Below are 18,489 nucleotides of genomic sequence, written 5' to 3' on the forward strand. Positions count from 1 at the left end.
ACACCTGCCGCCGGGGGAATGCGCCCGATCCGGTGACGTCCGCCGCGCGCCGGGCGTGTCGCACGGTGCTTCGCACGGCGTCGGGTGCGTGTCGGGCGGGCGGTGCCGCGGTGTCCGGCGCCCCGTGAAAGGATGGGGCGCCCGTGAGGCACCGCCCATGACGAGCCCCTTGTCGCGGCGGGCGCCGGGCGTGTCGGGCGGCTTGAGGCGAAAGGAACCGGAGCACGCGTGAGTGAGAATCAGAACCTCCTCGCGGAGCAGCGGCGGGCCCTGATCCTGGACGAGGTCCGGCGCCGCGGCGGGGTCCGGGTCAACGAGCTGACGCGCAAGCTCGGCGTGTCGGACATGACGGTCCGCCGCGACCTGGACGCGCTGGCCCGGCAGGGCATGCTGGAGAAGGTGCACGGCGGCGCGGTGCCGGTGGTGGAGGCGAGCACGCACGAGCCGGGCTTCGAGGCCAAGTCGGGTCTGGAGCTGACGGCCAAGGAGGACATCGCGCGGGCGGCGGCCCAACTGGTCGCGCCGGGCTCGGCGATCGCGCTCTCGGGCGGTACGACGACGTACGCGCTGGCCCATCATCTGGTGGACGTGCCAGATCTGACGGTGGTCACCAACTCGGTGCGGGTCGCGGACGTCTTCCACACCGCGCAGCGCACCTCCGGCCAGCGGCAGGGCTCGGCGACGGTGGTGCTGACCGGCGGGGTGCGCACCCCGTCCGACTCGCTGGTCGGGCCGGTGGCGGACCAGGCGATCGCCGCGCTCCACTTCGACGTGCTGTTCCTCGGTGTGCACGGGATATCGGCCGAGGCCGGGCTGTCGACGCCGAACCTCGCCGAGGCGGAGACCAACCGGCGTCTGGTGCAGTCCGCACGGCGGGTCGTGGTGGTCGCCGACCACACCAAGTGGGGCGTGGTGGGCCTGAGTTCCTTCGCCACGCTGGACCGGATCGACACCCTCGTCACGGACGCCGGACTGCCACCGGAGGCGCGCGCCGAGATCGCGGAGCACCTGCGGCTGGTGGTGGCCGGGGAGAGCGGGGAGTCCGGGGAGACCGGCCAGCCGACGGACGCCTGAGCGCCCGTCGGCTGCGGGGCGCGGTGCCGGGCCCCGTGGACCGACGGCCTCGGGACACGGCCGCCTGACGGCCGGCGCACGGCAGTCCTCGCACCGCCCGTCGCGGCAGCCGGACCGTCCGTCGCGGCAGCCGGGCCGGCCCTCGCGCGGTCAGGCCGGCCAGGCCCCCGTGGCCAGGAACGACTCGATCGCCGCCGTGTACGGCGCGGCGTCCAGGCCCTGTTCGGCCAGCCACGCGTCGGAGTAGTACTTGTCGAGGTAGCGGTCCCCCGGGTCGCACAGCAGCGTCACCACACTGCCCCGGCGGCCCTGCGCCACCATCTCCGCGACGATCTTCAGCGCGCTCCACAGACCGGTGCCGGTGGACCCGCCCGCCTTGCGGCCGATGGCCCCCTCCAGGGCGCGCACGGCGGCCACGGCGGCGGCGTCCGGCACCTTCATCATCCGGTCGATCGCCCCGGGCACGAAGCTCGGTTCCATGCGCGGCCGGCCGATGCCCTCGATGCGCGAACCGCAGTCGCAGGTGACGTCCGGGTCGCCGGTGGTCCAGCCGTCGAAGAAACAGGAGTTGTCCGGGTCGGCGACGCAGATACGGGTGTCGTACTGCATGTAGTGGACGTAGCGCGCGAGGGTCGCCGAGGTGCCTCCGGTGCCCGCGGTGGCGACGATCCACGCCGGTTCGGGGAAGCGCTCCAGCTCGAGCTGGCGGAAGATGGACTCGGCGATGTTGTTGTTGCCGCGCCAGTCCGTGGCCCGCTCGGCGTAGGTGAACTGGTCCATGTAGTGGCCGCCGGTCTCCACCGCGAGCCGGGCGGAGGCCTCGTACATGGTGCGCGGGTCGTCCACGAAGTGGCAGCGGCCGCCGTGGAACTCGATCAGACGGCACTTCTCGGCGCTGGTCGTGCGCGGCATCACCGCGATGAACGGCACCCCGATCAGCTTGGCGAAGTACGCCTCGGAGACGGCCGTCGAGCCGCTGGACGCCTCGATCACGGGACGGTCGGGCCGGATCCAGCCGTTGCACAGGCCGTACAGGAACAGGGAGCGCGCGAGGCGGTGCTTGAGGCTGCCGGTCGGGTGGGTCGACTCGTCCTTCAGATAGAGGTCGATGCCCCACTCCTCGGGCAGCGGGAAGCGCAGCAGATGGGTGTCGGCGGACCGGTTGGCGTCGGCCTGGACCTTGCGGACCGCTTCTTTGAGCCAGTTCCGGTAGCCGGTGTCGCTGCGGTCGACGTCGAGGGTGTCGCCGGTCCGGCGCTGCTCGGTGGTGCTCACGGCGGGACTCCTAACGATGGGCGCCGACGGCGTGTCGCGCGGCCGGACGTCATCGATGATAGACACCTTCCGCAAGCTTCTCACCTGCATAAACGCCTCTTTGAGCGGCCCAAAGGCAGCCCTGGGGCGCGGCGCGCCAGAGCGCGTGCGGGGCGCATTCGCCGCATGGGCGGGGGCGCGTTCGCGCGAGTGCTCCGCGCGCCGTTCGCAAGCGCCCCACGTGCACTGGTGCCGGACGCGGAAGCGGGGCAGACTGCACCGCGCGGGGACGGAGAGCCGTACGGGATGCGGGGCAGATCCCGCGCGGACGGCGCCGGCCCGTGAACCGGGCCGGACCGGCGGCCGGCGGCGTGTGCAAGGGGGCGGGCAGGGATGGCGGAACCGGAGTTCACGGCCACGGGCGTGCGGATCGCCAGACGACTGCGCTCCCTCACCCGGGCCGGACGGGTCCGGATCAGCGACGGCAGGCTGGAGCTGCTCACCAGCTACGGCACGGTGATCGACAGCGCGCCGGTGAGCGCGGTGCGCGCGTCCAGGCCCTGGCTCGGCCCGGACGGCCGGGCGCGCGCCGACCTCGCCGGCACCCGGTACCTGCTGACCCTCAGCGACCGCGACCCCGCTCCCGGCGAGCCGGGGCCGCCCGCGGCGCGCCGGTTCATCGAGGCCGTCCGCAGGGCCGCGGGGCGCGGCGGCTGAGCCGTCGCGAAGGTGGCGCGAAGTTGCGGTGCCGAACCCCTTGCGTCACGCTGGTCTCACGTCACTCTGGGTTTACCGGCGATAACGCTGCGAACCAGCCCGCCGGCCACGACAGCAGGCGGCAGTGTCATGCAGGCGTCCTGCTGCATCCGAAACGTCGTGTTCTTCCGGACCTCAACGTCGGGGAGTCGCAGCCGTGATCAGTCACCCAAGCAGGCACTGCACGGTGGAGCTCCAAGCCCTGCCGTCGCGGATCGGCCAGGTCCGCAGAATCGTATCGGCGCACTTGCGCTACTGGCATCTGGACCCTCTGATAGACCGGGCCGCGCTCGGTGTGACGGAGTTGCTGACCAACGTCCACCAGCACGCCCAGCCCGACAAGTTGTGCACCGTCGAGCTCGAGTTCCTGCTCGACCGGCTCACCGTCTCCGTGCGCGACCACGATCCGCGTCTTCCCGTGGTGGAGGACATGGGCGACATCGCGCCACTGGCCACCGAAGGCCGGGGACTGGCGATGGTGGCCGCGATGAGCGAGAGCTGGGGCGCGCGCCCGGACGGCGAGGAGGGCAAGGTGGTGTGGTTCACCCTGCCCTCCGCCACCGCCCCGGTCGCCGTCACGGTGCCGGCGCGGGTGCCGCGACTGGCCGCCGGGGAGCAGCAGCCCGTACGCCGGTTCGCGGAGGTAGAACCCGCGCTCGACGGGGCGAGGGCCGCGCCCGTTCCCGCCCGTTCGCCCGTCCCCGGCTGACCGGGGGCGAGCCCGAGCGACGCCGTCACCGCCGGATTCCGGCCGGTGGCGGCGTCGGCCTCGGCGCCGGCCGGCGGAGCACGGTGCCGCCGTCCGGCCGCGGGGCGCGACGAGCGCGGTCCCGTGGGCCGCCGCCCGCGCGCGGAGTAGGCGGTGCCGTACTCCGTCGTGTGCGACGGGGCGCTGCGCCGCGGACCGCCGGCGTCAGCGGACGCCGTTCTTCTCCGTACGGCCGAAGTGCTCCTCCAGCACCGACAGCCGGCGCCAGTACTCGTCCTCGTCGATCTCGCCGGAGGCGAAGCGGCGGCCGAGCACGGCCGGCGGCGAGTCGCCGGCGGGGCGGCCGTCCACGCCCCGCCAGGGGCCGGCCGGGCCCGCCCAGGGTCCTCCCGCGCCGCGCCGGGTGCGCCGCACAAGGGTGACGACCCCGGCGATCGCGGCCGCCCAGAACAGCGGGAACAGGAGGACCCACGGCCCGGGGCCGCTCCCGTCCCAGTTCGCCAAAGTCTGCATCTCGCTCGTCTCCTTCGGGAGTTCTCCGGGTGATGAGTCGAGGATCGCCGCCGCGGGTGCCGGGGTCGTCGTACGGCCAGCGGCCGTGCGCGTACCTCCCGGGGAGTACGGGGGCGCGGCGGCTGCTCCGTGAGCGCTCCCGAAAGCACTCGACTTCTGTACCTACTGGTATGTACTCTGCTCTCGTGAGCACGCAGGAGCGATTGATCGAGTCCACCCGCGAACTGCTGTGGGAGCGCGGCTACGTGGGCACCAGCCCGAAGGCGATCCTGGAGCGCGCCGGCGCCGGGCAGGGCAGCATGTACCACCACTTCAAGGGCAAGTCCGACCTGGCGCTGACGGCCATCCGGCGTACCTGCACGGAGCTGCTGGCCACCGCGGACGCCCTGCTGACCGGGCCCGGCACGCCCTACGAGCGCATCGAGGCGTATCTGCGCCGCGAGCGCGACGTGCTGCGCGGCTGTCCCGTCGGCCGGCTGACCATGGACCCGGAGATCGTCGCCAGCGCGGAGCTGCGCGCACCGGTGGACGAGACGCTCGACGCCCTGCGCGAGCGGCTGGCGCAGGTGGTCGAGGAGGGCAAGGAGTCCGGTCTGTTCCCGCCCCGCCTGGACGGCGAGGAGATCGCGGCGACGGTCCTCGCCACCGTGCAGGGCGGTTATGTGCTGGCCCGGGCCGCCGGCTCCCCCGCCGCCTTCGACACCGGCGTACGGGGACTGCTGTCGCTGCTGCGCACCGACGCCGACCGTCCGGCCTGAGCGCCGGGAAGGGACCTTCACATGCACGCGATGCAGTACGAGCTGACCCTGCCCGCCGACTACGACATGGGGATCATCCGGGACCGCGTCGACCGGATCGGGCACGCGCTCGACGACTGGGACGGCCTCGGCGTCAAGGCGTATCTGATGCGCGAGCGCGGGGTGCACGGCTCTCCGGTCAGCCAGTACGCGCCGTTCTACCTGTGGAACACGACGGAGGGCATGAACTCCTTCCTATGGGGCGGCCCCTTCCAGGGGCTGGTGGGCGATTTCGGCCGGCCCGTGGTGCGGCAGTGGACGGGGCTGGCGCACGAGGGCGGCGACGCCGCGGACTCGGCCCCCCTCGTCGCCGTACGGCAGCGGGTGCCCGTCCCGGAGGGCGTGGTACTGGCGGAGTTCATGGCCGAGGCGGTGCGCGAGAACGGGCGGCTGGCCGGGCGGGACGGCGCGGTGCTCGCGGCGACCGCGGTGGACACGAGCCGCTGGGAGCTGGTGCGTTTCTCGCTGTGGGCGCGTCGGACGCCGGACGCGGAGGGCGAGGTGTTCCAGGTCCTGCACCTGTCGGCGCCCGGACGCGAGTCGCTGCCCACGGGCCGGCAGTGGTGAGCGCCGTCCGCACGGTGCTCGGCGACGTCGCACCGGACGAACTCGGTGTGACCGACGCGCACGACCACCTCTTCTTCCGCAGCCCCCGGCTGCCCGGCCAGGAGCTGGACGACGTACGGGCCGCGGGCTCGGAGCTGGCCGCGTTCCGCGCGGCGGGCGGGTCGGCCGTCGTGCAGTGGACGCCGTACGGGCTGGGCCGCCGGGCCGCGGAGCTGCCGCCGCTGTCCCGGGCCGCCGGGGTGCACGTGGTGTGCGCGACGGGGCTGCACCAGGACGTCCACTACGACGAGGACACGCTGGCCGCGCTGCGCGGGAGGCTCGCGGACGTCTTCGTCGCCGAACTCACCGAGGGGATCGGCGACACCGGCGTGCGGGCCGGGCTCGTCAAGGTCGCCGGCGGCTTCCACGGCCTCGACGCGCACGCCCGCTGGACGATGACCGCCGCGGCCGAGGCCCACCACGCCACCGGCGCGCCCGTCGCCGTCCACCTGGAGATGGGCACGGCCGCCCTCGACGTGCTGGACCTGCTGTGCGGCGCGTCGGAGGTGCCGCCGGACCGGGTGATCCTCGGCCATCTGAACCGCTTCCCCGATCCCGTGCTGCACCGCCAGGCGGCCGAGTCGGGCTGCTACCTGGCCTTCGACGGTCCTTCCCGGACCCATCACGCCACCGACTGGCGGATGCCGGAGGCCGTGCGCGCCCTGGCCGAGGCCGGACACGGCGACCGGCTGCTGCTCGGCGGCGACACGGTGACCGCCGGCGCCCGGTCGGTCGACGGCGGCCCCGGCATGCCGTACCTGCTGCGCCGCATACGCCCGCGGCTGGCGGCCGAACTGGGCGCGGACCTGGTGGACCGCATCCTCACCGAGAACCCGGCCCGCGCCTTCGCCACGGCCTGGCGCTGAGCGCGGGTGCCGGGGATGTCCGCGCCCCTCTTGGCGCGGCCCCTGCTCCCGGGCGCGGTGGCGCGCCGCCGGGGGCGCCGGGCGGCGCAAGGGCCGGAGTCCGGGCGGTCCGCCGGGGCGGGCGCGAAGCGTCGGGACCGGCCCCCGGCTGTCAGGCCGGTGCCGGACCACCGGGTCGGCGCTGAGTCGCCGAACCGGACCTCGGCCGTCGAGCCGGCACCGTGCCTCTGAGGGCCGGGCGCCCGACGCCGGGCCGGCCCCGGCGCCCACGCTGCCCCGGGCCCCCGCCCCTCAGGCCAGTGCCCCCAGGGGGTCGTCCAGGACCGGCTGCCAGGCCAGTTCCGCCGCGCCGACCAGGCTGTTGTGGTCCAGGGTGCAGGGGAGGATGGGCACGCCGCCGCTCTGGCCCCACAGGCTGCGGTCGGCGACGACGGCGCGCAGCCGGTCCGGGGCGGCCTCCAGCAGGGTGCGGTGCAGTCCGCCGAGGATGATCCGGTCCGGGTTGAGGATGTTGACCAGACCGGCCAGCCCCAGCCCGAGGCGGTCCACGAGGCTCTCCACGGCCGTCCGGACGGCCGGGTCGTCGAGGTGGCCGCGGATCAGGTCGTCGGCCTGCTTGAGCAGCGACACCTCGGGGCCGGGCGCGCGGCCCGCGGCGGTGAGCAGGGCCAGCGGGTCGGCCTCCACGTCCAGGCAGCCGCGGCTGCCGCAGTGGCAGGGGCGGCCCTCGGGGTTGACGGTGAGGTGCCCGACCTCCAGCGCCAGGCCGGAACTGCCCGTGTGCAGCCGCCCGTCCAGCACCAGCGCGCCGCCCACCCCGCGGTGCCCGGTGGCCACGCACAGCAGGTCGCGGGCGCCGCGCCCCGCGCCGTGCCGGTGCTCGGCGAGCGCGGCGAGGTTGACGTCGTTGGCGGCGAACGCCGGTCCGTCGATCCCGGCGGCGCGCACGCACTCGGCGAAGATCCGCCGTACGGGCGCGCCGACCGGCCAGGCCAGGTGGAGCGGGTTGAGGGCCGTGCCGTCGGGTTCGGCGACCGCGGAGGGCACGGCGAGCCCGGCGCCGACGCAGCGCCGGCCGGTCGCGCGCAGCAGCTCCGCACCGGCCTCGACGACCGAGCCGAGCACCTTGGCCGGGTCGGCGTCCACGGCCTCGCAGCCGGGCGCGGTGGCCACGATCCGGCCGCCGAGGCCGACCAGGGCGGCGCGGAAGCCGTCGGCGTGCACCTGGGCGGCGAGGGCGACGGGTCCGTCCTCGGCGACCGAGAGGCGGTGCGAGGGCCGGCCCTGCGAACCGGCCGCGGCGGCTGGCCGGGGGTCCACCCGGATCAGGCCGAGCGCCTCCAGCTCGGCGGCGACCGCCCCGGCCGTCGCCCGGGTCACCCCCAGCTCCGCGGTGAGCACGGCCCGGGTCGGGGCACGCCCGGTGTGCACCAGCTCCAACGCGGGTCCGAGCGCGCCGCGCCCCCGGTCCAGCCGCGTCCTCGAGGTGGTCCCTTCCCCCGCCGTCCGGGGGTCAGCCTTGCCGCTCATGAGGGGGAGTCTCCCATGATCCGTACTTCCGGCCGTCCGGGGACCGGCCCGGTTCAGGCCCGCTGTCCGCTCCGGCCCCCTCCGGGCGCGGGGTCCGCCAGGCCGCTCACCCGGAGTGTGACGTTCAGCCGCCCGGTCAGCCCCAACTCGCCCGGCGCGGTGCCCGCATGGACGCGCGGCACCCCGTGGTAGGCGAACCGGGAGGGGCCGCCGAAGACGAACAGGTCGCCGCTGCGCAGCTCGACGTCCGTCCACGGCCGGGTACGGGTCTCGGTGTTGCCGAAGCGGAAGACGCAGGTGTCGCCGAGGCTCAGCGACACCACCGGCGCGGCGGACTTCTCGTCGGCGTCGCGGTGCAGGCCCATGCGGGCGTCGGCGTCGTAGAAGTTGATCAGCGCGATGTCGTACGCGGCCTCCCGCGCCGCCTCCGGTCCGAGGGCGTCGGTCACCGCGCGCCGGCCCAGCTCGCCCAGCCAGGCGGGGAACGGCTTCACCGGTGCGCCGTCCCCGTCGGCGACGGTGCGGGCGTAGGCGTACGGGTACCAGTGCCAGCCCAGGCAGACCTGCCGGGCGGTCATCGTGCCGCCGCCGGGGGTGCGCACCGTGCGCAGGCCGGCCGGCGGGCGGGCCCACCGCCGACAGGCCTCCAGCAGCTCGCGCTGGCGCGCCGCATCCAGCCAGTCGGGGACATGCACCGCGCCCGGCGCGATCTCGGCCCGGCGGCGGGGGAACAGCTCGGCGTCCATGACCCCATCCTGCCGCGGCGGCGCTGAGCTGCGGCTCGGCTAGCCTGGACGGACGATGAACGACCGTATGACGACCCCCTGGGGCGAGCCGGCCCTGTCCCGGTTCCCCGTGGACCCGCGTGACCGGCTGCGTGCCTGGGACGCCTCCGACGAGTACCTCCTGCGGCACCTCGCCGAGCAGGCCATCGACCTGTCCGGGACGGTCGTGGTCGTCGGCGACCGGTGGGGCGCGCTGGTCACGGCGCTGGCGGCGCACGGGCCGACGCAGATCACCGACTCGTATCTGGGGCAGGAGGCGACCCGGCTCAATCTCGCCCGCAACGGCGCCGAGCCCGGCGCGGTGCGGCTGCTCACCACGCAGGACCCGCCGCCGGACCGGATCGACGTGCTCCTGGTGCGGGTGCCCAAGAGCCTGGCGCTGCTGGAGGACCAGCTGCTGCGGCTGGCGCCCGCCCTGCACGCGGGCACGGTCGTCGTGGGCACGGGCATGGTGAAGGAGATCCACACCTCGACGCTGACGCTGTTCGAGCGGATCATCGGCCCGACCCGGACCTCGCTCGCCGAGCGCAAGGCCCGGCTGATCCTGTGCACCCCGGACCCGTCCCTGGAGCGGCCCGCCAACCCGTGGCCGTACGCCTACACGCTGCCCGGCGGGATCGGCGCGGTCTCCGGCCGGACCGTCGTCAACCACGCCGGGGTGTTCTGCGCGGACCGGCTCGACATCGGCACCCGCTTCCTCCTCCGGCACCTGCCGGACGGCGACGGCGCGCGGCGGGTGGTGGACCTCGGCTGCGGCAACGGCGTGGTGGGCACGGCGATGGGGCTGGCGCACCCGGAGGCCGAGGTGCTGTTCACCGACGAGTCGTTCCAGGCGGTCGCCTCGGCCGAGGCGACGTACAAGGCGAACGGGGTGCCGGGGCATGCCGAGTTCCGGGTCGGCGACGGGCTGTCCGGGGTGCCGGACGGCAGCGTGGACCTGGTGCTCAACAACCCGCCGTTCCACTCCCACCAGGCGACGACCGACGCGACGGCGTGGCGGATGTTCACCGGGGCGCGGCGCGCGCTGCGCCCCGGCGGCTCGCTGTGGGTGATCGGCAACCGGCACCTCGGCTACCACGTGAAGCTGCGGCGGCTGTTCGGCAACAGCGAACTGGTGGCGAGCGACCCGAAGTTCGTGCTGCTGAGGGCGGTCAAGCGGTAGGCGCCGGCGGGCCGCGGGCGGGGCCGGGGCGGACGCCGAGCGGGCGGCCGTCAGCCGGCGGTCGTCGCGCGGGGTGCGCCGATCACCCCGAGGAGGCGGGTCACCTCCGTCACCATCGCCTCCCGGCCCACGCCGAGGTACTTGCGGGAGTCGACTGCCTCGGGGTGGGCGGCCAGGAACTCGCGGATCGCGCGGGTCATGGCGATGTTCAGCGCGGTGCCGACGTTGACCTTGGCGATGCCGCCGGTGACGGCCGCGGTCAGCTCGGCGTCGGCGAGGCCTGAGGAGCCGTGCAGGACGAGGGGCACGTCCAGCGCGTCGGCGAGGCGTTTGAGCAGGTCGTGGTCGAGGGCGGCGGTGCGCTCGGTCATGGCGTGGGAGTTGCCGACGGCCACGGCCAGGGCGTCCACTCCGGCGCCGGTGACGAACGCGTGCGCCTCGCCGGGGTCGGTGCGGGCGCCGGGGGCGTGGGCGTCCAGCGGCGGCCGGCCGTCCTTCCCGCCGACCTCGCCCAACTCCGCCTCCAGCCACAGCCCCTGGGCATGCGCCCATTCGGCGGCGGCCCTGGTCGCGGCGAGGTTCTCCGCGTACGGCAGCCGGGAGGCGTCGTACATCACGGAGCTGAAGCCCGCCTCGGGCGCCTGGCGCAGCAGGTCGTCGCTCTGCACATGGTCGAGGTGCAACGCCACGGGCACGGCGGCTCGTCGGGCCGCCTCGGCGGCGGCGCGGGCCAGGGGCAGCAGCCGTCCGTAGCGGAACCTGACCGCGTTCTCGCTGATCTGCAGGATGACGGGCGTGCCGGCCGCCTCGGCGCCGGCGACGACGGCCTCGACGTGTTCCAGCGTGATGATGTTGAAGGCGACGACGGCGGAGCGCGCGGCGGCGGCGCTGCCGACCAGCTCGCCGGTGGCTGCAAGCGGCACGGCCTGTCCTTTCCGTGGGGAAGGGGGTGACGGGGCGTCAGGAGGCGAGGATCACCGAGCGGGTGAGGTGGCGCGGCTGGTCCGGGTCGAGGCCGCGGGCGGCGGCGACGGCGACGGCGAGCCGCTGGGCGCGGACGAGTTCGGCGAGCGGGTCGAGGCCGCCCTCCACCCACAACCCGCCCGTGGCGCGCACCTGTTCGGCAAGTCCCTCGGGCGCCGGGCCGAGCATCCAGGTCGCGGTGCCCTCGGTGGTGATGCTGATGGGGCCGTGCCGGTACTCCATCGCCGGGTAGGCCTCGGTCCAGGACAGCGATGCCTCGCGCATCTTCAGCCCGGCCTCGTTGGCGAGCCCGACCGTCCAGCCGCGCCCGAGGAAGGTGAATTGCCCGCATTCCACGAGCCCTTCGGGCAGCGGCTCGGCCAGCGCGGTGCGGGCGTCCGCGACGACGGCGTCGGAGTGCAGGCCGAGATGGGCGCGGAGCAGGGTGAGCGCGGTGGTGGCGAACCGGGTCTGCACGACGGAGCGTTCGTCGGCGTAGTCCAGCACGACCACGTCGTCGGCGGCCTCCATCACCGGGGTGTCCGGGTCGGCGGTGACGGCCGTGGTGCGGGTCCCGCCGGCCACCTTCCGCAGCAGGTCGAGCACTTCGGTGGTGGTGCCGGAGCGGGTGAGGGCGAGGACGCGGTCGTAGGCGCGGCCGTGCGGGAACTCCGAGGCGGCGAAGGCGTCGGTCTCGCCCTGCCCGGCGCCCTCGCGCAGCGCGGCGGCGGCCTGCGCCATGAAGTACGACGTGCCGCAGCCGACGATCGCGACCCGCTCCCCCGGCGCGGGCAGCGCCGGGCCGTGTCCGGCGGCGTCGGCGGCGACGCGGGTCCAGCACTCGGGCTGACTGGTCAGCTCGTCCTCGACATGGCTCATGGCACACCCTCCCGGTTTGCTGATTGTTCTTGCAAGATAGCGCCGAGTTTCGAGCACAATCAAGCATTTCGCTGCGTGGTGGGTGCGTTAGGGTCACGGAGGACCGAGGAACGGAGGCCGCCGATGTCGCGCGACGCCCGCTGGAAGGCGCTGCTGGAACTGCTCGTGGAGCGCGGCCGGCTGGACGTGGAGGAGGCCGCGACCCGGCTGGAGGTGTCGGCCGCGACGATCCGGCGGGACTTCGACCAGCTCGCCGAGCAGCAGATGCTGGTGCGCACCCGGGGCGGCGCGGTCGTCCACGGCGTCTCCTACGAACTGCCCCTGCGCTACAAGACGGCCCGCCGCGCGGGCGAGAAGCAGCGCATCGCCCGCGCGGTCGCGGAACTCGTCGCCCCCGGCGAGGCGGTGGGCCTCACCGGGGGCACCACCACCACGGAGGTGGCCCGCGCCCTGGCGGTGCGCGCCGATCTGACCTCCGGGTCGCCCGCTCTGACCGTGGTCACCAACGCGCTCAACATCGCCAACGAGCTGGCGGTGCGGCCCCAGTTCAAGATCGTGCTGACCGGCGGGGTGGCGCGCCCGCAGTCGTACGAGCTGATCGGCCCGCTGGCGGACGGGGTGCTGAGCCAGATCACGCTCGACGTGGCGGTGCTCGGCGTGGTCGCCCTGGACGTCGCGCACGGCGCGGCGGCGCACGACGAGGCGGAGGCCGCGATCAACCGGCTGCTGTGCGAGCGCGCCGAGCGGGTGGTCGTCGCCGCGGACTCCAGCAAGCTGGGGCGGCGCGCCTTCGCCCGGATCTGCCCGGTGGAGTCCGTCGACACGCTGGTCACCGACTCGGCGGCGGACCGGGACGCGGTGCGCAGGTTCGAGGAGGCGGGGGTCCGGGTCCTCACGGTGTGAGGCGTGATCGGCGGGAGCGGTCGGGGGCTCGACCGGCAGGAGCGGTCGGGGGCACGACCGGCGGGAGCGGTTGGGGGCACGACCGGTGGGAACGGCCGGTGAGGCGCGGCCGGCGGGATCGGTCAGGTGCGCCAGAAGCCCACGCCGCGGCCGTCGTTGCAGCCGGCGGGCGCCGGGCGGTCGTCGGCGGCGGGTCCGCCCAGGTGGGCCTTGAGGGCGACGCTCATCAGGGACAGGAGAAGATCGACGTCGGCGGAGGCGTCGAGGCGGATCGTCACCCACGACGAGCCCGGCACGACCCGGAGCGCGGCGAAGCGTCTCAGGTCGCCCGCCAGCCGGCGTATCGCCCGGTCGGTCAGGTTGAGGTCGACGTCGCGGTCGGAGTGGAAGTGGGCGATCTCCCCGTAGGGCGAGCTGAGCGCCTGTCCGGCGCCGCAGCTCGGCACCGCTTCCATCAGGTCGGGCCAGCTGGCCAGTTGGGTGAAGGCGCGCGCGGCGAGCGTCATGGCACCATCATGGCGCGCTCACCGCACGGCCACCGGCGCGTGCGCGAGCCTTAACCGTTCCGTGTCCCGATCCGGTGGGCGCGGCTCCGCCCCGTCCGGCCGCCCGGATCTTTTCCGCGTCCCCACCGGGGCTTCCGATCTCCACAGGGGGCACACTGGCAGTAGGAGCCCGTCGGTGCACGAGGGGGTGTCGAAGGTGACACGTCGTGCGGGAGTGCGGTGGTGGCGGTGGCGGCGCAATCCGCTCCGGCGGACCAGTGATGTCGTCGAGGCGTGGATCCTGCTCGTCGCCTGGACGCTGGCCGTGCTGGGCGGGCTGGTGGCGGGACTGCTGACGGCGGGCGCCGTGCAGCAGAGCGCGGACCGCGTCCGGGCGCAGACCCATGCGGTGTCGGCCGTGCTGGCCGAGGAACCGGCGCGGGGAGCCGCCGCCCGGCCGGCCGGTGGTTCGCTGGTGTGGGGCACCGTGCGCTGGACGGACGCGAGCGGAGTTGCGCACACCGACCGCACCAGGGTGCCCGCCACCGCGGCGCCCGGTACGCAGGTCACGGTGTGGACGAACGAGCGCGGCAACCTCACCTCGCCGCCCGCCTCGCCCGCCGACACCGCCTTCCAGGCCGTGCTGGGCGGCCTGTGGGCCGGTTCGGCCACGATGGGCCTGGTCATCGGCGGCGCGAAGCTGGCCCGCAACCGCCTCGACCATCATCGCTTCGACCAGTGGGCCGAGGAATGGGCGCGGGTGGACACCTGGGGGCGCAAGACGGGCTGACGCGGCTCCGTCCCGGTGCCTGCGGGGGTACACGTACGCGCGCCTGCCGCCGCGTCGCCTCGCCCGCCCTTCCCGGTCGTTGCCGCGCCGCCCGCCCGCCTGCCCCCGCGCCCGTCGGCGGGCCGCCCGCCTCCCTGACCATTGCCTTCTGGTCACCGCACCCCGCCCCTTGCCCCTTGCCCGCAGGTCCGCGCGCTCCTAGCCTGATTTTGTGCCGCTCATAAACAAAGTCCGCTCGCACAGTGTCGTGCCGGACCACTCCCTCACCCGGCTCCGGGTCGCCCTCACCGCCTTCTTCGCGCTCGACGGCTTCGTCTTCGCGGGCTGGGTGGTGCGCATCCCGGCCATCAAGCAGCAGACCCACGCCTCCGCCGGGGCCCTCGGGCTCGCTCTGCTCGGCGTGTCCGCCGGAGCCGTGATCACCATGACCCTCACCGGCCGCCTGTGCCGCCGTTACGGCAGCCACCCGGTCACCGTCGTCTGCGCCGTCCTGCTCTCCCTCAGCGTCGCCCTGCCCCCGCTCACCCACTCGGCCTGGACGCTGGGCGCGGTGCTGCTGGCCTTCGGCGCGGCGTACGGCGGGATCAACGTGGCCTTCAACAGCGCGGCCGTCGATCTGGTGGCCGCGCTGCGGCGGCCGGTGATGCCCACCTTCCACGCCGCGTTCAGTCTGGGCGGCATGGTGGGCGCGGGGCTCGGCGGGCTCGTGGCCGGTTCCCTGTCCCCCACCCGCCATCTGCTGGGCCTCACCCTGATCGGCCTGCTCGTCACGGCCGCCGCCGGCCCCACCCTGCTGCGCCACCCCGCCCCGACGCCGCCGGACGACGGCCCGGCGACGGGCGGAGCCCGGTCGGCGCAGTCGGACCCGGCGCGGGCGGCGGACCCGCGCCGCCCCGACGCCCGCCGCACCCGCGGGCTCGTCGTCGTCCTCGGTCTCATCGCCCTGTGCACCTCCTACGGCGAGGGCGCGATGGCCGACTGGGGTGCCCTGCACTTCCAGCAGGACCTGGACGCGTCGGCCGGTGTGGCCGCCGCCGGTTACTCCTGTTTCGCCCTCGCGATGACCGCCGGGCGGCTGACCGGGACGACGCTGCTGGAGCGGCTCGGCCGGTCCCGGACGATCGTGGCCGGCGGTGCCACCGCGGCGGCCGGGATGCTGCTCGGCGCGCTCGCGCCGTCCGTGTGGGCGGCGCTGCTCGGCTTCGCCGTGACCGGGCTCGGACTCGCCAACGTCTTCCCGGTCACCGTGGAACGCGCGGGCGCCCTGGCCGGTCCGAGCGGCGTCGCCGTGGCCTCCACGCTCGGCTACGGCGGCATGCTGCTCGGACCTCCGGCCATCGGGTTCATGGCCGACTGGCTCACGCTGCCGGCCGCGCTCACCAGCGTCGCCGTCCTGGCCGCCGTCGCCGCCACGATCGGCTTCGCGACCCGGCGGTCGGCCTTCGAGTGACGGGCTCAGGTCGGACGGTCGGCGCACGAGCCAACGCGAGTCGGACGGCCGGAGTACGGACCGGCGCGTAACGGACGGCCGACGCACGGACCGGCGCGGAACGGACGGCCAGAGTACGGGCCGACGCGGGGCGGACGATCGGCGCACGGACCGGCGCGGAACGGACGGCCGGAGTCCGGACCGGCGCGGGACGCACGACCGGCGCACGGACCGGCGCAACCCGGACATCCGCCGCACACGTCCGACCGGCGCCGGTCGCGCAAGCGACCAGCGCCGGTCGGAGGGCGTGCGCGTGCGCGCCGCCGGTCACTCGGCGGGCGCCGCGCTCTCGCCGCTCTCCTCGTAGACCTTCGCGTCGGACGGGGCCGGCCGCTCCACGCGGCAGACCAGGGAGTCGTTCACGACGTCGGCGACGATGGTGTCCCCGGGGTCCGCCTCGTCGCTCAGCAGCAGGGACGCGATGCGGTTGTCCAGTTCCGTCTGGATGGTGCGGCGCAGCGGGCGGGCGCCGAACTCGGGCTGGTGGCCGTGGGCGACGAGGAGCCTCTTCGCCGCGTCGGTGACCTGCAGCTCCAGCCCCTGGGCGCGCACCCGACGGCGGCTGTTGTCGAGCAGCAGGTCCACGATCCGGTTCAGCTCCTCCTCGCCGAGGCCGTGGAAGATGATGATGTCGTCGATGCGGTTGAGGAACTCGGGCAGGAACCTGCCGCGCAGGTCCTCCATCAGCTGGTCCTTGATGTCGGCGACGTCGCCGTGGTGGGCGAGGATGCGCTGCGCGCCGATGTTGGAGGTCATCACGACCACGGTGTTGCGGAAGTCGACCGTGCGGCCCTGCGCGTCGGTGAGCCGTCCGTCGTCCAGGACCTGGAGCAGGGCGTTGAAGACGTCCGGGTGGGCCTTCTCGACCTCGTCGAACAGCAGCACGCTGTAGGGCTGGCGGCGGACCTTCTCGGTGAGCTGGCCGGCCTCCTCGTGGCCGACGTAGCCGGGCGGGGCGCCGACCAGCCGGGAGACGGTGTGCTTCTCCTGGAACTCGCTCATGTCGAAGCGGACCAGGCGGTTCTCGTCGCCGAAGAGGAGTTCCGCGAGCGCCTTGGCCAGTTCGGTCTTGCCGACGCCGGTCGGGCCGAGGAACAGGAAGGAGCCGACGGGACGGTTCGGGTCGCCCATGCCGGCCCGGCTGCGGCGCACCGCCTGCGCGATGGCGGTGACGGCCTCGTCCTGCCCGACCACCCGGTCGTGCAGCGCCTCCTCCAGCTTCAGCAGCCGTTCCTTCTCGCTCTCGGTCAGCTGGGAGACGGGGATGCCGGTGCGCCGGGACAGCACGTCGGCGATGTCGTCGACGGTCACCTCCAGCACGCCCTCGCGCCGCTCGGCCAGCCCCGCGAGTTCGTCCTCCGCCTCCGCGATCCGGTCCTTGAGCTCGCTGGCCCGCTCGAAGTCCTCGGCGGCGACGGCCTGGTCCTTCTCGCGGCGCAGTTTGGCCAGCCGGTCCTCGCCCTCGGCGACCTCGGTGGAGCGGCCGAGCGAGCGCAGCCGGACCCGGGCGCCGGCCTGGTCGAGCAGGTCGATGGCCTTGTCGGGCAGGAACCGGTCGGAGACGTAGCGGTCGGACAGCACGGCCGCGGCGGCGAGGGCGTCGTCGCTGTAGCGGACCTGGTGGTGGGCCTCGTAGGAGTCGCGCAGGCCCTCCAGGATCTGCACGGTCTCCTCGACGCTCGGCTCGGGCACCATGACGGGCTGGAAGCGGCGCTCCAGGGCGGCGTCCTTCTCCACGTAGCGCCGGTACTCGTCCAGGGTGGTGGCCCCGACGACATGGAGTTCGCCGCGGGCCAGGGCCGGCTTGAGGATGTTGCCGGCGTCCATGGAGCCCTCGCCGGTGGCCCCGGCGCCGACGACGGTGTGCAGTTCGTCCAGGAAGAGGATGGTCGACTCGGAGGCGGCCTTCACCTCGTCGATGACGTTCTTCAGCCGCTCCTCGAACTGGCCGCGGTACTGGGCGCCGGCGACGAGCCCGGTCAGGTCGAGGGCGACGACCCGCTTGTTCTCCAGCGTCTTCGGCACGTCCCCGGCGATGATCCGCTGGGCGAGGCCCTCGACGATGGCGGTCTTGCCGACGCCCGGCTCGCCGATCAGGACGGGGTTGTTCTTGGAGCGGCGGGAGAGGATCTCCACCGTCTGCTCGATCTCCAGCGCCCGGCCGACCACGGGGTCCAGCTTCCCGTCCCGCGCCTCTTCGGTGAGGTCGCGGCCGTACTGGTCGAGGGTGGGCGTGTCGCTGGGCTTCTCGCCGCCGCCCGGCGCGGTCTCGCTGCGGGCCGCCTCCTCGGCGCTGCGGCGCAGCCGCTCGGTCTCCAGGCCGTGCGAGGCGAGCACGCGGCCCGCCGCCGTGCCCGGGGTGTCCAGCAGCGCGCCGAGCAGGTGCTCGGGGCCGATGTACGACACCCCGGCGGCCCGGGAGCGTTCGTAGGCGCGCAGCAGCACCCGCTTGGCGGCGGGGGTCAGGCCGGGCTCGGCGGAGGGGGCGCCGCTCTCGCCGGGCAGCGCGGCGGCGAGGTCGGCGCCGAGCCGGTCGGGGTCGGCGCCCGCCTGGGTGAGCAGGCCGCGGGTGGGGTCCACCTGGGTGCAGGCCCACAGCAGGTGCTCGGTGTCCAGGTCGGAGCTGCCGTCCTCGGCGGCCCGCCGGGTGGCGGTGTTGATCAGCTCGCGCGCGGACTCGGTCAGCAGCCGGCCGATCGGCACCCGCTGCACCTGGGGCGGCGAGGCGGCCGGCGTCATGCCGAAGAAGCGGTTGAGGATCTCGGAGAACGGGTCCTGGCCGCCGAATGAGGCGCCGAAGGGGGACATCGTCATGGTCGCCGTCCGCAGCGTGGGGAACGTGAGTCACCCTCCAGCCCACCTCGTCCGGCGCGCCCCCGCAACGCGACATACGCCGACCCGGTGCGGGAGCGACGCGAACGGCGGCTT

General features: G+C 74.7%; 18 protein-coding genes. 10 read left to right on the forward strand and 8 right to left on the reverse strand.

The features are described 5' to 3' along the window. Positions 1–228 precede the first annotated feature (228 nt). On the forward strand, positions 229–1,074 hold the full coding sequence (locus tag K7787_RS23090) for a DeoR/GlpR family DNA-binding transcription regulator (RefSeq protein ID WP_223002770.1): 846 nt from the start codon (positions 229–231) through the stop codon (positions 1,072–1,074). A gap of 150 nt (positions 1,075–1,224) precedes the next feature. On the opposite strand, the gene cds1 is transcribed toward K7787_RS23090, so the two are convergent. Further along, a complete protein-coding gene (gene cds1 / locus K7787_RS23095) occupies positions 1,225–2,349 on the reverse strand; it encodes an L-cysteine desulfhydrase Cds1 (protein WP_009187297.1) in 1,125 nt (374 codons plus the stop codon). A 372-nt stretch (positions 2,350–2,721) separates the two neighbouring features. Between cds1 and K7787_RS23100 the strand changes: the two genes are divergently transcribed. Together K7787_RS23100 and K7787_RS23105 are read left to right on the forward strand one after the other, a co-directional pair. Further along, on the forward strand, positions 2,722–3,045 hold the full coding sequence (locus K7787_RS23100; RefSeq protein WP_009187298.1) for a hypothetical protein: 324 nt from the start codon (positions 2,722–2,724) through the stop codon (positions 3,043–3,045). Positions 3,046–3,241: 196 nt separating this feature from the next. Further along, complete coding sequence (locus K7787_RS23105) at positions 3,242–3,793, forward strand: ATP-binding protein (RefSeq protein ID WP_078625052.1); 552 nt, start codon at positions 3,242–3,244, stop codon at positions 3,791–3,793. 204 nt (positions 3,794–3,997) lie between these two features. Here K7787_RS23105 and K7787_RS23110 read toward each other — a convergent pair whose 3' ends face one another. Next, positions 3,998–4,306 (reverse strand): SHOCT domain-containing protein, encoded by a 309-nt coding sequence (locus K7787_RS23110; protein WP_223002771.1) that lies wholly within the window; start codon positions 4,304–4,306, stop codon positions 3,998–4,000. A 170-nt stretch (positions 4,307–4,476) separates the two neighbouring features. Between K7787_RS23110 and K7787_RS23115 the strand changes: the two genes are divergently transcribed. Genes K7787_RS23115 through K7787_RS23125 form a run of 3 tightly spaced genes read left to right on the forward strand, consistent with a single transcriptional unit; the run spans position 4,477 to position 6,575 of the window. Beyond that, positions 4,477–5,064 (forward strand): TetR/AcrR family transcriptional regulator, encoded by a 588-nt coding sequence (locus K7787_RS23115; RefSeq protein WP_223002772.1) that lies wholly within the window; start codon positions 4,477–4,479, stop codon positions 5,062–5,064. A gap of 21 nt (positions 5,065–5,085) precedes the next feature. Then, the gene (locus K7787_RS23120) at positions 5,086–5,670 is read left to right on the forward strand and encodes a DUF4865 family protein (protein ID WP_223002773.1); all 585 of its coding nucleotides are present in this window, start codon (positions 5,086–5,088) and stop codon (positions 5,668–5,670) included. Continuing rightward, positions 5,667–6,575: a phosphotriesterase family protein gene (locus K7787_RS23125; RefSeq protein WP_169436154.1), complete on the forward strand. Its 909-nt coding sequence runs from the start codon at positions 5,667–5,669 to the stop codon at positions 6,573–6,575. The genes K7787_RS23120 and K7787_RS23125 overlap by 4 nt, the downstream gene beginning before the upstream one ends. A 291-nt stretch (positions 6,576–6,866) precedes the next feature. On the opposite strand, the gene K7787_RS23130 is transcribed toward K7787_RS23125, so the two are convergent. Next, the gene (locus tag K7787_RS23130) at positions 6,867–8,105 is read right to left on the reverse strand and encodes an ROK family protein (RefSeq protein WP_223002774.1); all 1,239 of its coding nucleotides are present in this window, start codon (positions 8,103–8,105) and stop codon (positions 6,867–6,869) included. 53 nt (positions 8,106–8,158) lie between these two features. Next, on the reverse strand, positions 8,159–8,851 hold the full coding sequence (locus K7787_RS23135) for an alpha-ketoglutarate-dependent dioxygenase AlkB family protein (protein ID WP_223002775.1): 693 nt from the start codon (positions 8,849–8,851) through the stop codon (positions 8,159–8,161). Between the two features lie 67 nt (positions 8,852–8,918). On the opposite strand from K7787_RS23135, the gene K7787_RS23140 reads away from it, so the two are divergent. Further along, entirely contained in the window at positions 8,919–10,052 is a 1,134-nt protein-coding gene (locus K7787_RS23140) for a methyltransferase (protein WP_223002790.1), read from the forward strand. Between the two features lie 50 nt (positions 10,053–10,102). Here K7787_RS23140 and K7787_RS23145 read toward each other — a convergent pair whose 3' ends face one another. Together K7787_RS23145 and K7787_RS23150 are read right to left on the reverse strand one after the other, a co-directional pair. Beyond that, complete coding sequence (locus tag K7787_RS23145) at positions 10,103–10,975, reverse strand: class II fructose-bisphosphate aldolase (protein WP_223002776.1); 873 nt, start codon at positions 10,973–10,975, stop codon at positions 10,103–10,105. A 37-nt stretch (positions 10,976–11,012) separates the two neighbouring features. Continuing rightward, entirely contained in the window at positions 11,013–11,894 is an 882-nt protein-coding gene (locus K7787_RS23150; RefSeq protein ID WP_223002777.1) for an SIS domain-containing protein, read from the reverse strand. A 123-nt stretch (positions 11,895–12,017) separates the two neighbouring features. Between K7787_RS23150 and K7787_RS23155 the strand changes: the two genes are divergently transcribed. Next, positions 12,018–12,797 carry a DeoR/GlpR family DNA-binding transcription regulator gene (locus K7787_RS23155; protein WP_009187306.1) on the forward strand — a complete coding sequence of 260 codons (780 nt, stop codon included), beginning with the start codon at positions 12,018–12,020 and terminating at the stop codon, positions 12,795–12,797. Positions 12,798–12,919: 122 nt separating this feature from the next. Here the strand turns inward: K7787_RS23155 and K7787_RS23160 are convergent, their stop codons facing one another. Next, entirely contained in the window at positions 12,920–13,303 is a 384-nt protein-coding gene (locus tag K7787_RS23160; protein ID WP_019985669.1) for a luciferase domain-containing protein, read from the reverse strand. A gap of 196 nt (positions 13,304–13,499) precedes the next feature. On the opposite strand from K7787_RS23160, the gene K7787_RS23165 reads away from it, so the two are divergent. Beyond that, complete coding sequence (locus K7787_RS23165; RefSeq protein ID WP_308036443.1) at positions 13,500–14,072, forward strand: Rv1733c family protein; 573 nt, start codon at positions 13,500–13,502, stop codon at positions 14,070–14,072. 211 nt (positions 14,073–14,283) lie between these two features. Then, positions 14,284–15,522, forward strand: a complete 1,239-nt coding sequence (locus K7787_RS23170) for an MFS transporter (RefSeq protein ID WP_308036444.1) — start codon at positions 14,284–14,286, stop codon at positions 15,520–15,522. A gap of 306 nt (positions 15,523–15,828) precedes the next feature. On the opposite strand, the gene K7787_RS23175 is transcribed toward K7787_RS23170, so the two are convergent. Continuing rightward, complete coding sequence (locus K7787_RS23175) at positions 15,829–18,375, reverse strand: ATP-dependent Clp protease ATP-binding subunit (RefSeq protein WP_223002778.1); 2,547 nt, start codon at positions 18,373–18,375, stop codon at positions 15,829–15,831. Positions 18,376–18,489: the final 114 nt, after the last annotated feature.

This window comes from Streptomyces sennicomposti, from assembly GCF_019890635.1.
In the GTDB taxonomy this organism is placed as follows: Bacteria; Actinomycetota; Actinomycetes; order Streptomycetales; family Streptomycetaceae; genus Streptomyces; species Streptomyces sennicomposti.

Excerpts from the sequence above, each read along its gene's own strand:
- K7787_RS23140 (WP_223002790.1), top strand. The coding sequence starts at position 8,919 with ATGACGACCCCCTGGGGCGAGCCGGCCCTGTCCCGGTTCCCCGTGGAC.
- K7787_RS23150 (WP_223002777.1), bottom strand. The coding sequence starts at position 11,894 with ATGAGCCATGTCGAGGACGAGCTGACCAGTCAGCCCGAGTGCTGGACC.
- K7787_RS23100 (WP_009187298.1), top strand. The coding sequence starts at position 2,722 with ATGGCGGAACCGGAGTTCACGGCCACGGGCGTGCGGATCGCCAGACGA.
- K7787_RS23175 (WP_223002778.1), bottom strand. The coding sequence starts at position 18,375 with ATGACGATGTCCCCCTTCGGCGCCTCATTCGGCGGCCAGGACCCGTTC.
- K7787_RS23115 (WP_223002772.1), top strand. The coding sequence starts at position 4,477 with ATGTACTCTGCTCTCGTGAGCACGCAGGAGCGATTGATCGAGTCCACC.
- K7787_RS23135 (WP_223002775.1), bottom strand. The coding sequence starts at position 8,851 with ATGGACGCCGAGCTGTTCCCCCGCCGCCGGGCCGAGATCGCGCCGGGC.
- K7787_RS23155 (WP_009187306.1), top strand. The coding sequence starts at position 12,018 with ATGTCGCGCGACGCCCGCTGGAAGGCGCTGCTGGAACTGCTCGTGGAG.
- K7787_RS23110 (WP_223002771.1), bottom strand. The coding sequence starts at position 4,306 with ATGCAGACTTTGGCGAACTGGGACGGGAGCGGCCCCGGGCCGTGGGTC.
- K7787_RS23120 (WP_223002773.1), top strand. The coding sequence starts at position 5,086 with ATGCACGCGATGCAGTACGAGCTGACCCTGCCCGCCGACTACGACATG.
- K7787_RS23160 (WP_019985669.1), bottom strand. The coding sequence starts at position 13,303 with ATGACGCTCGCCGCGCGCGCCTTCACCCAACTGGCCAGCTGGCCCGAC.
- K7787_RS23130 (WP_223002774.1), bottom strand. The coding sequence starts at position 8,105 with ATGAGCGGCAAGGCTGACCCCCGGACGGCGGGGGAAGGGACCACCTCG.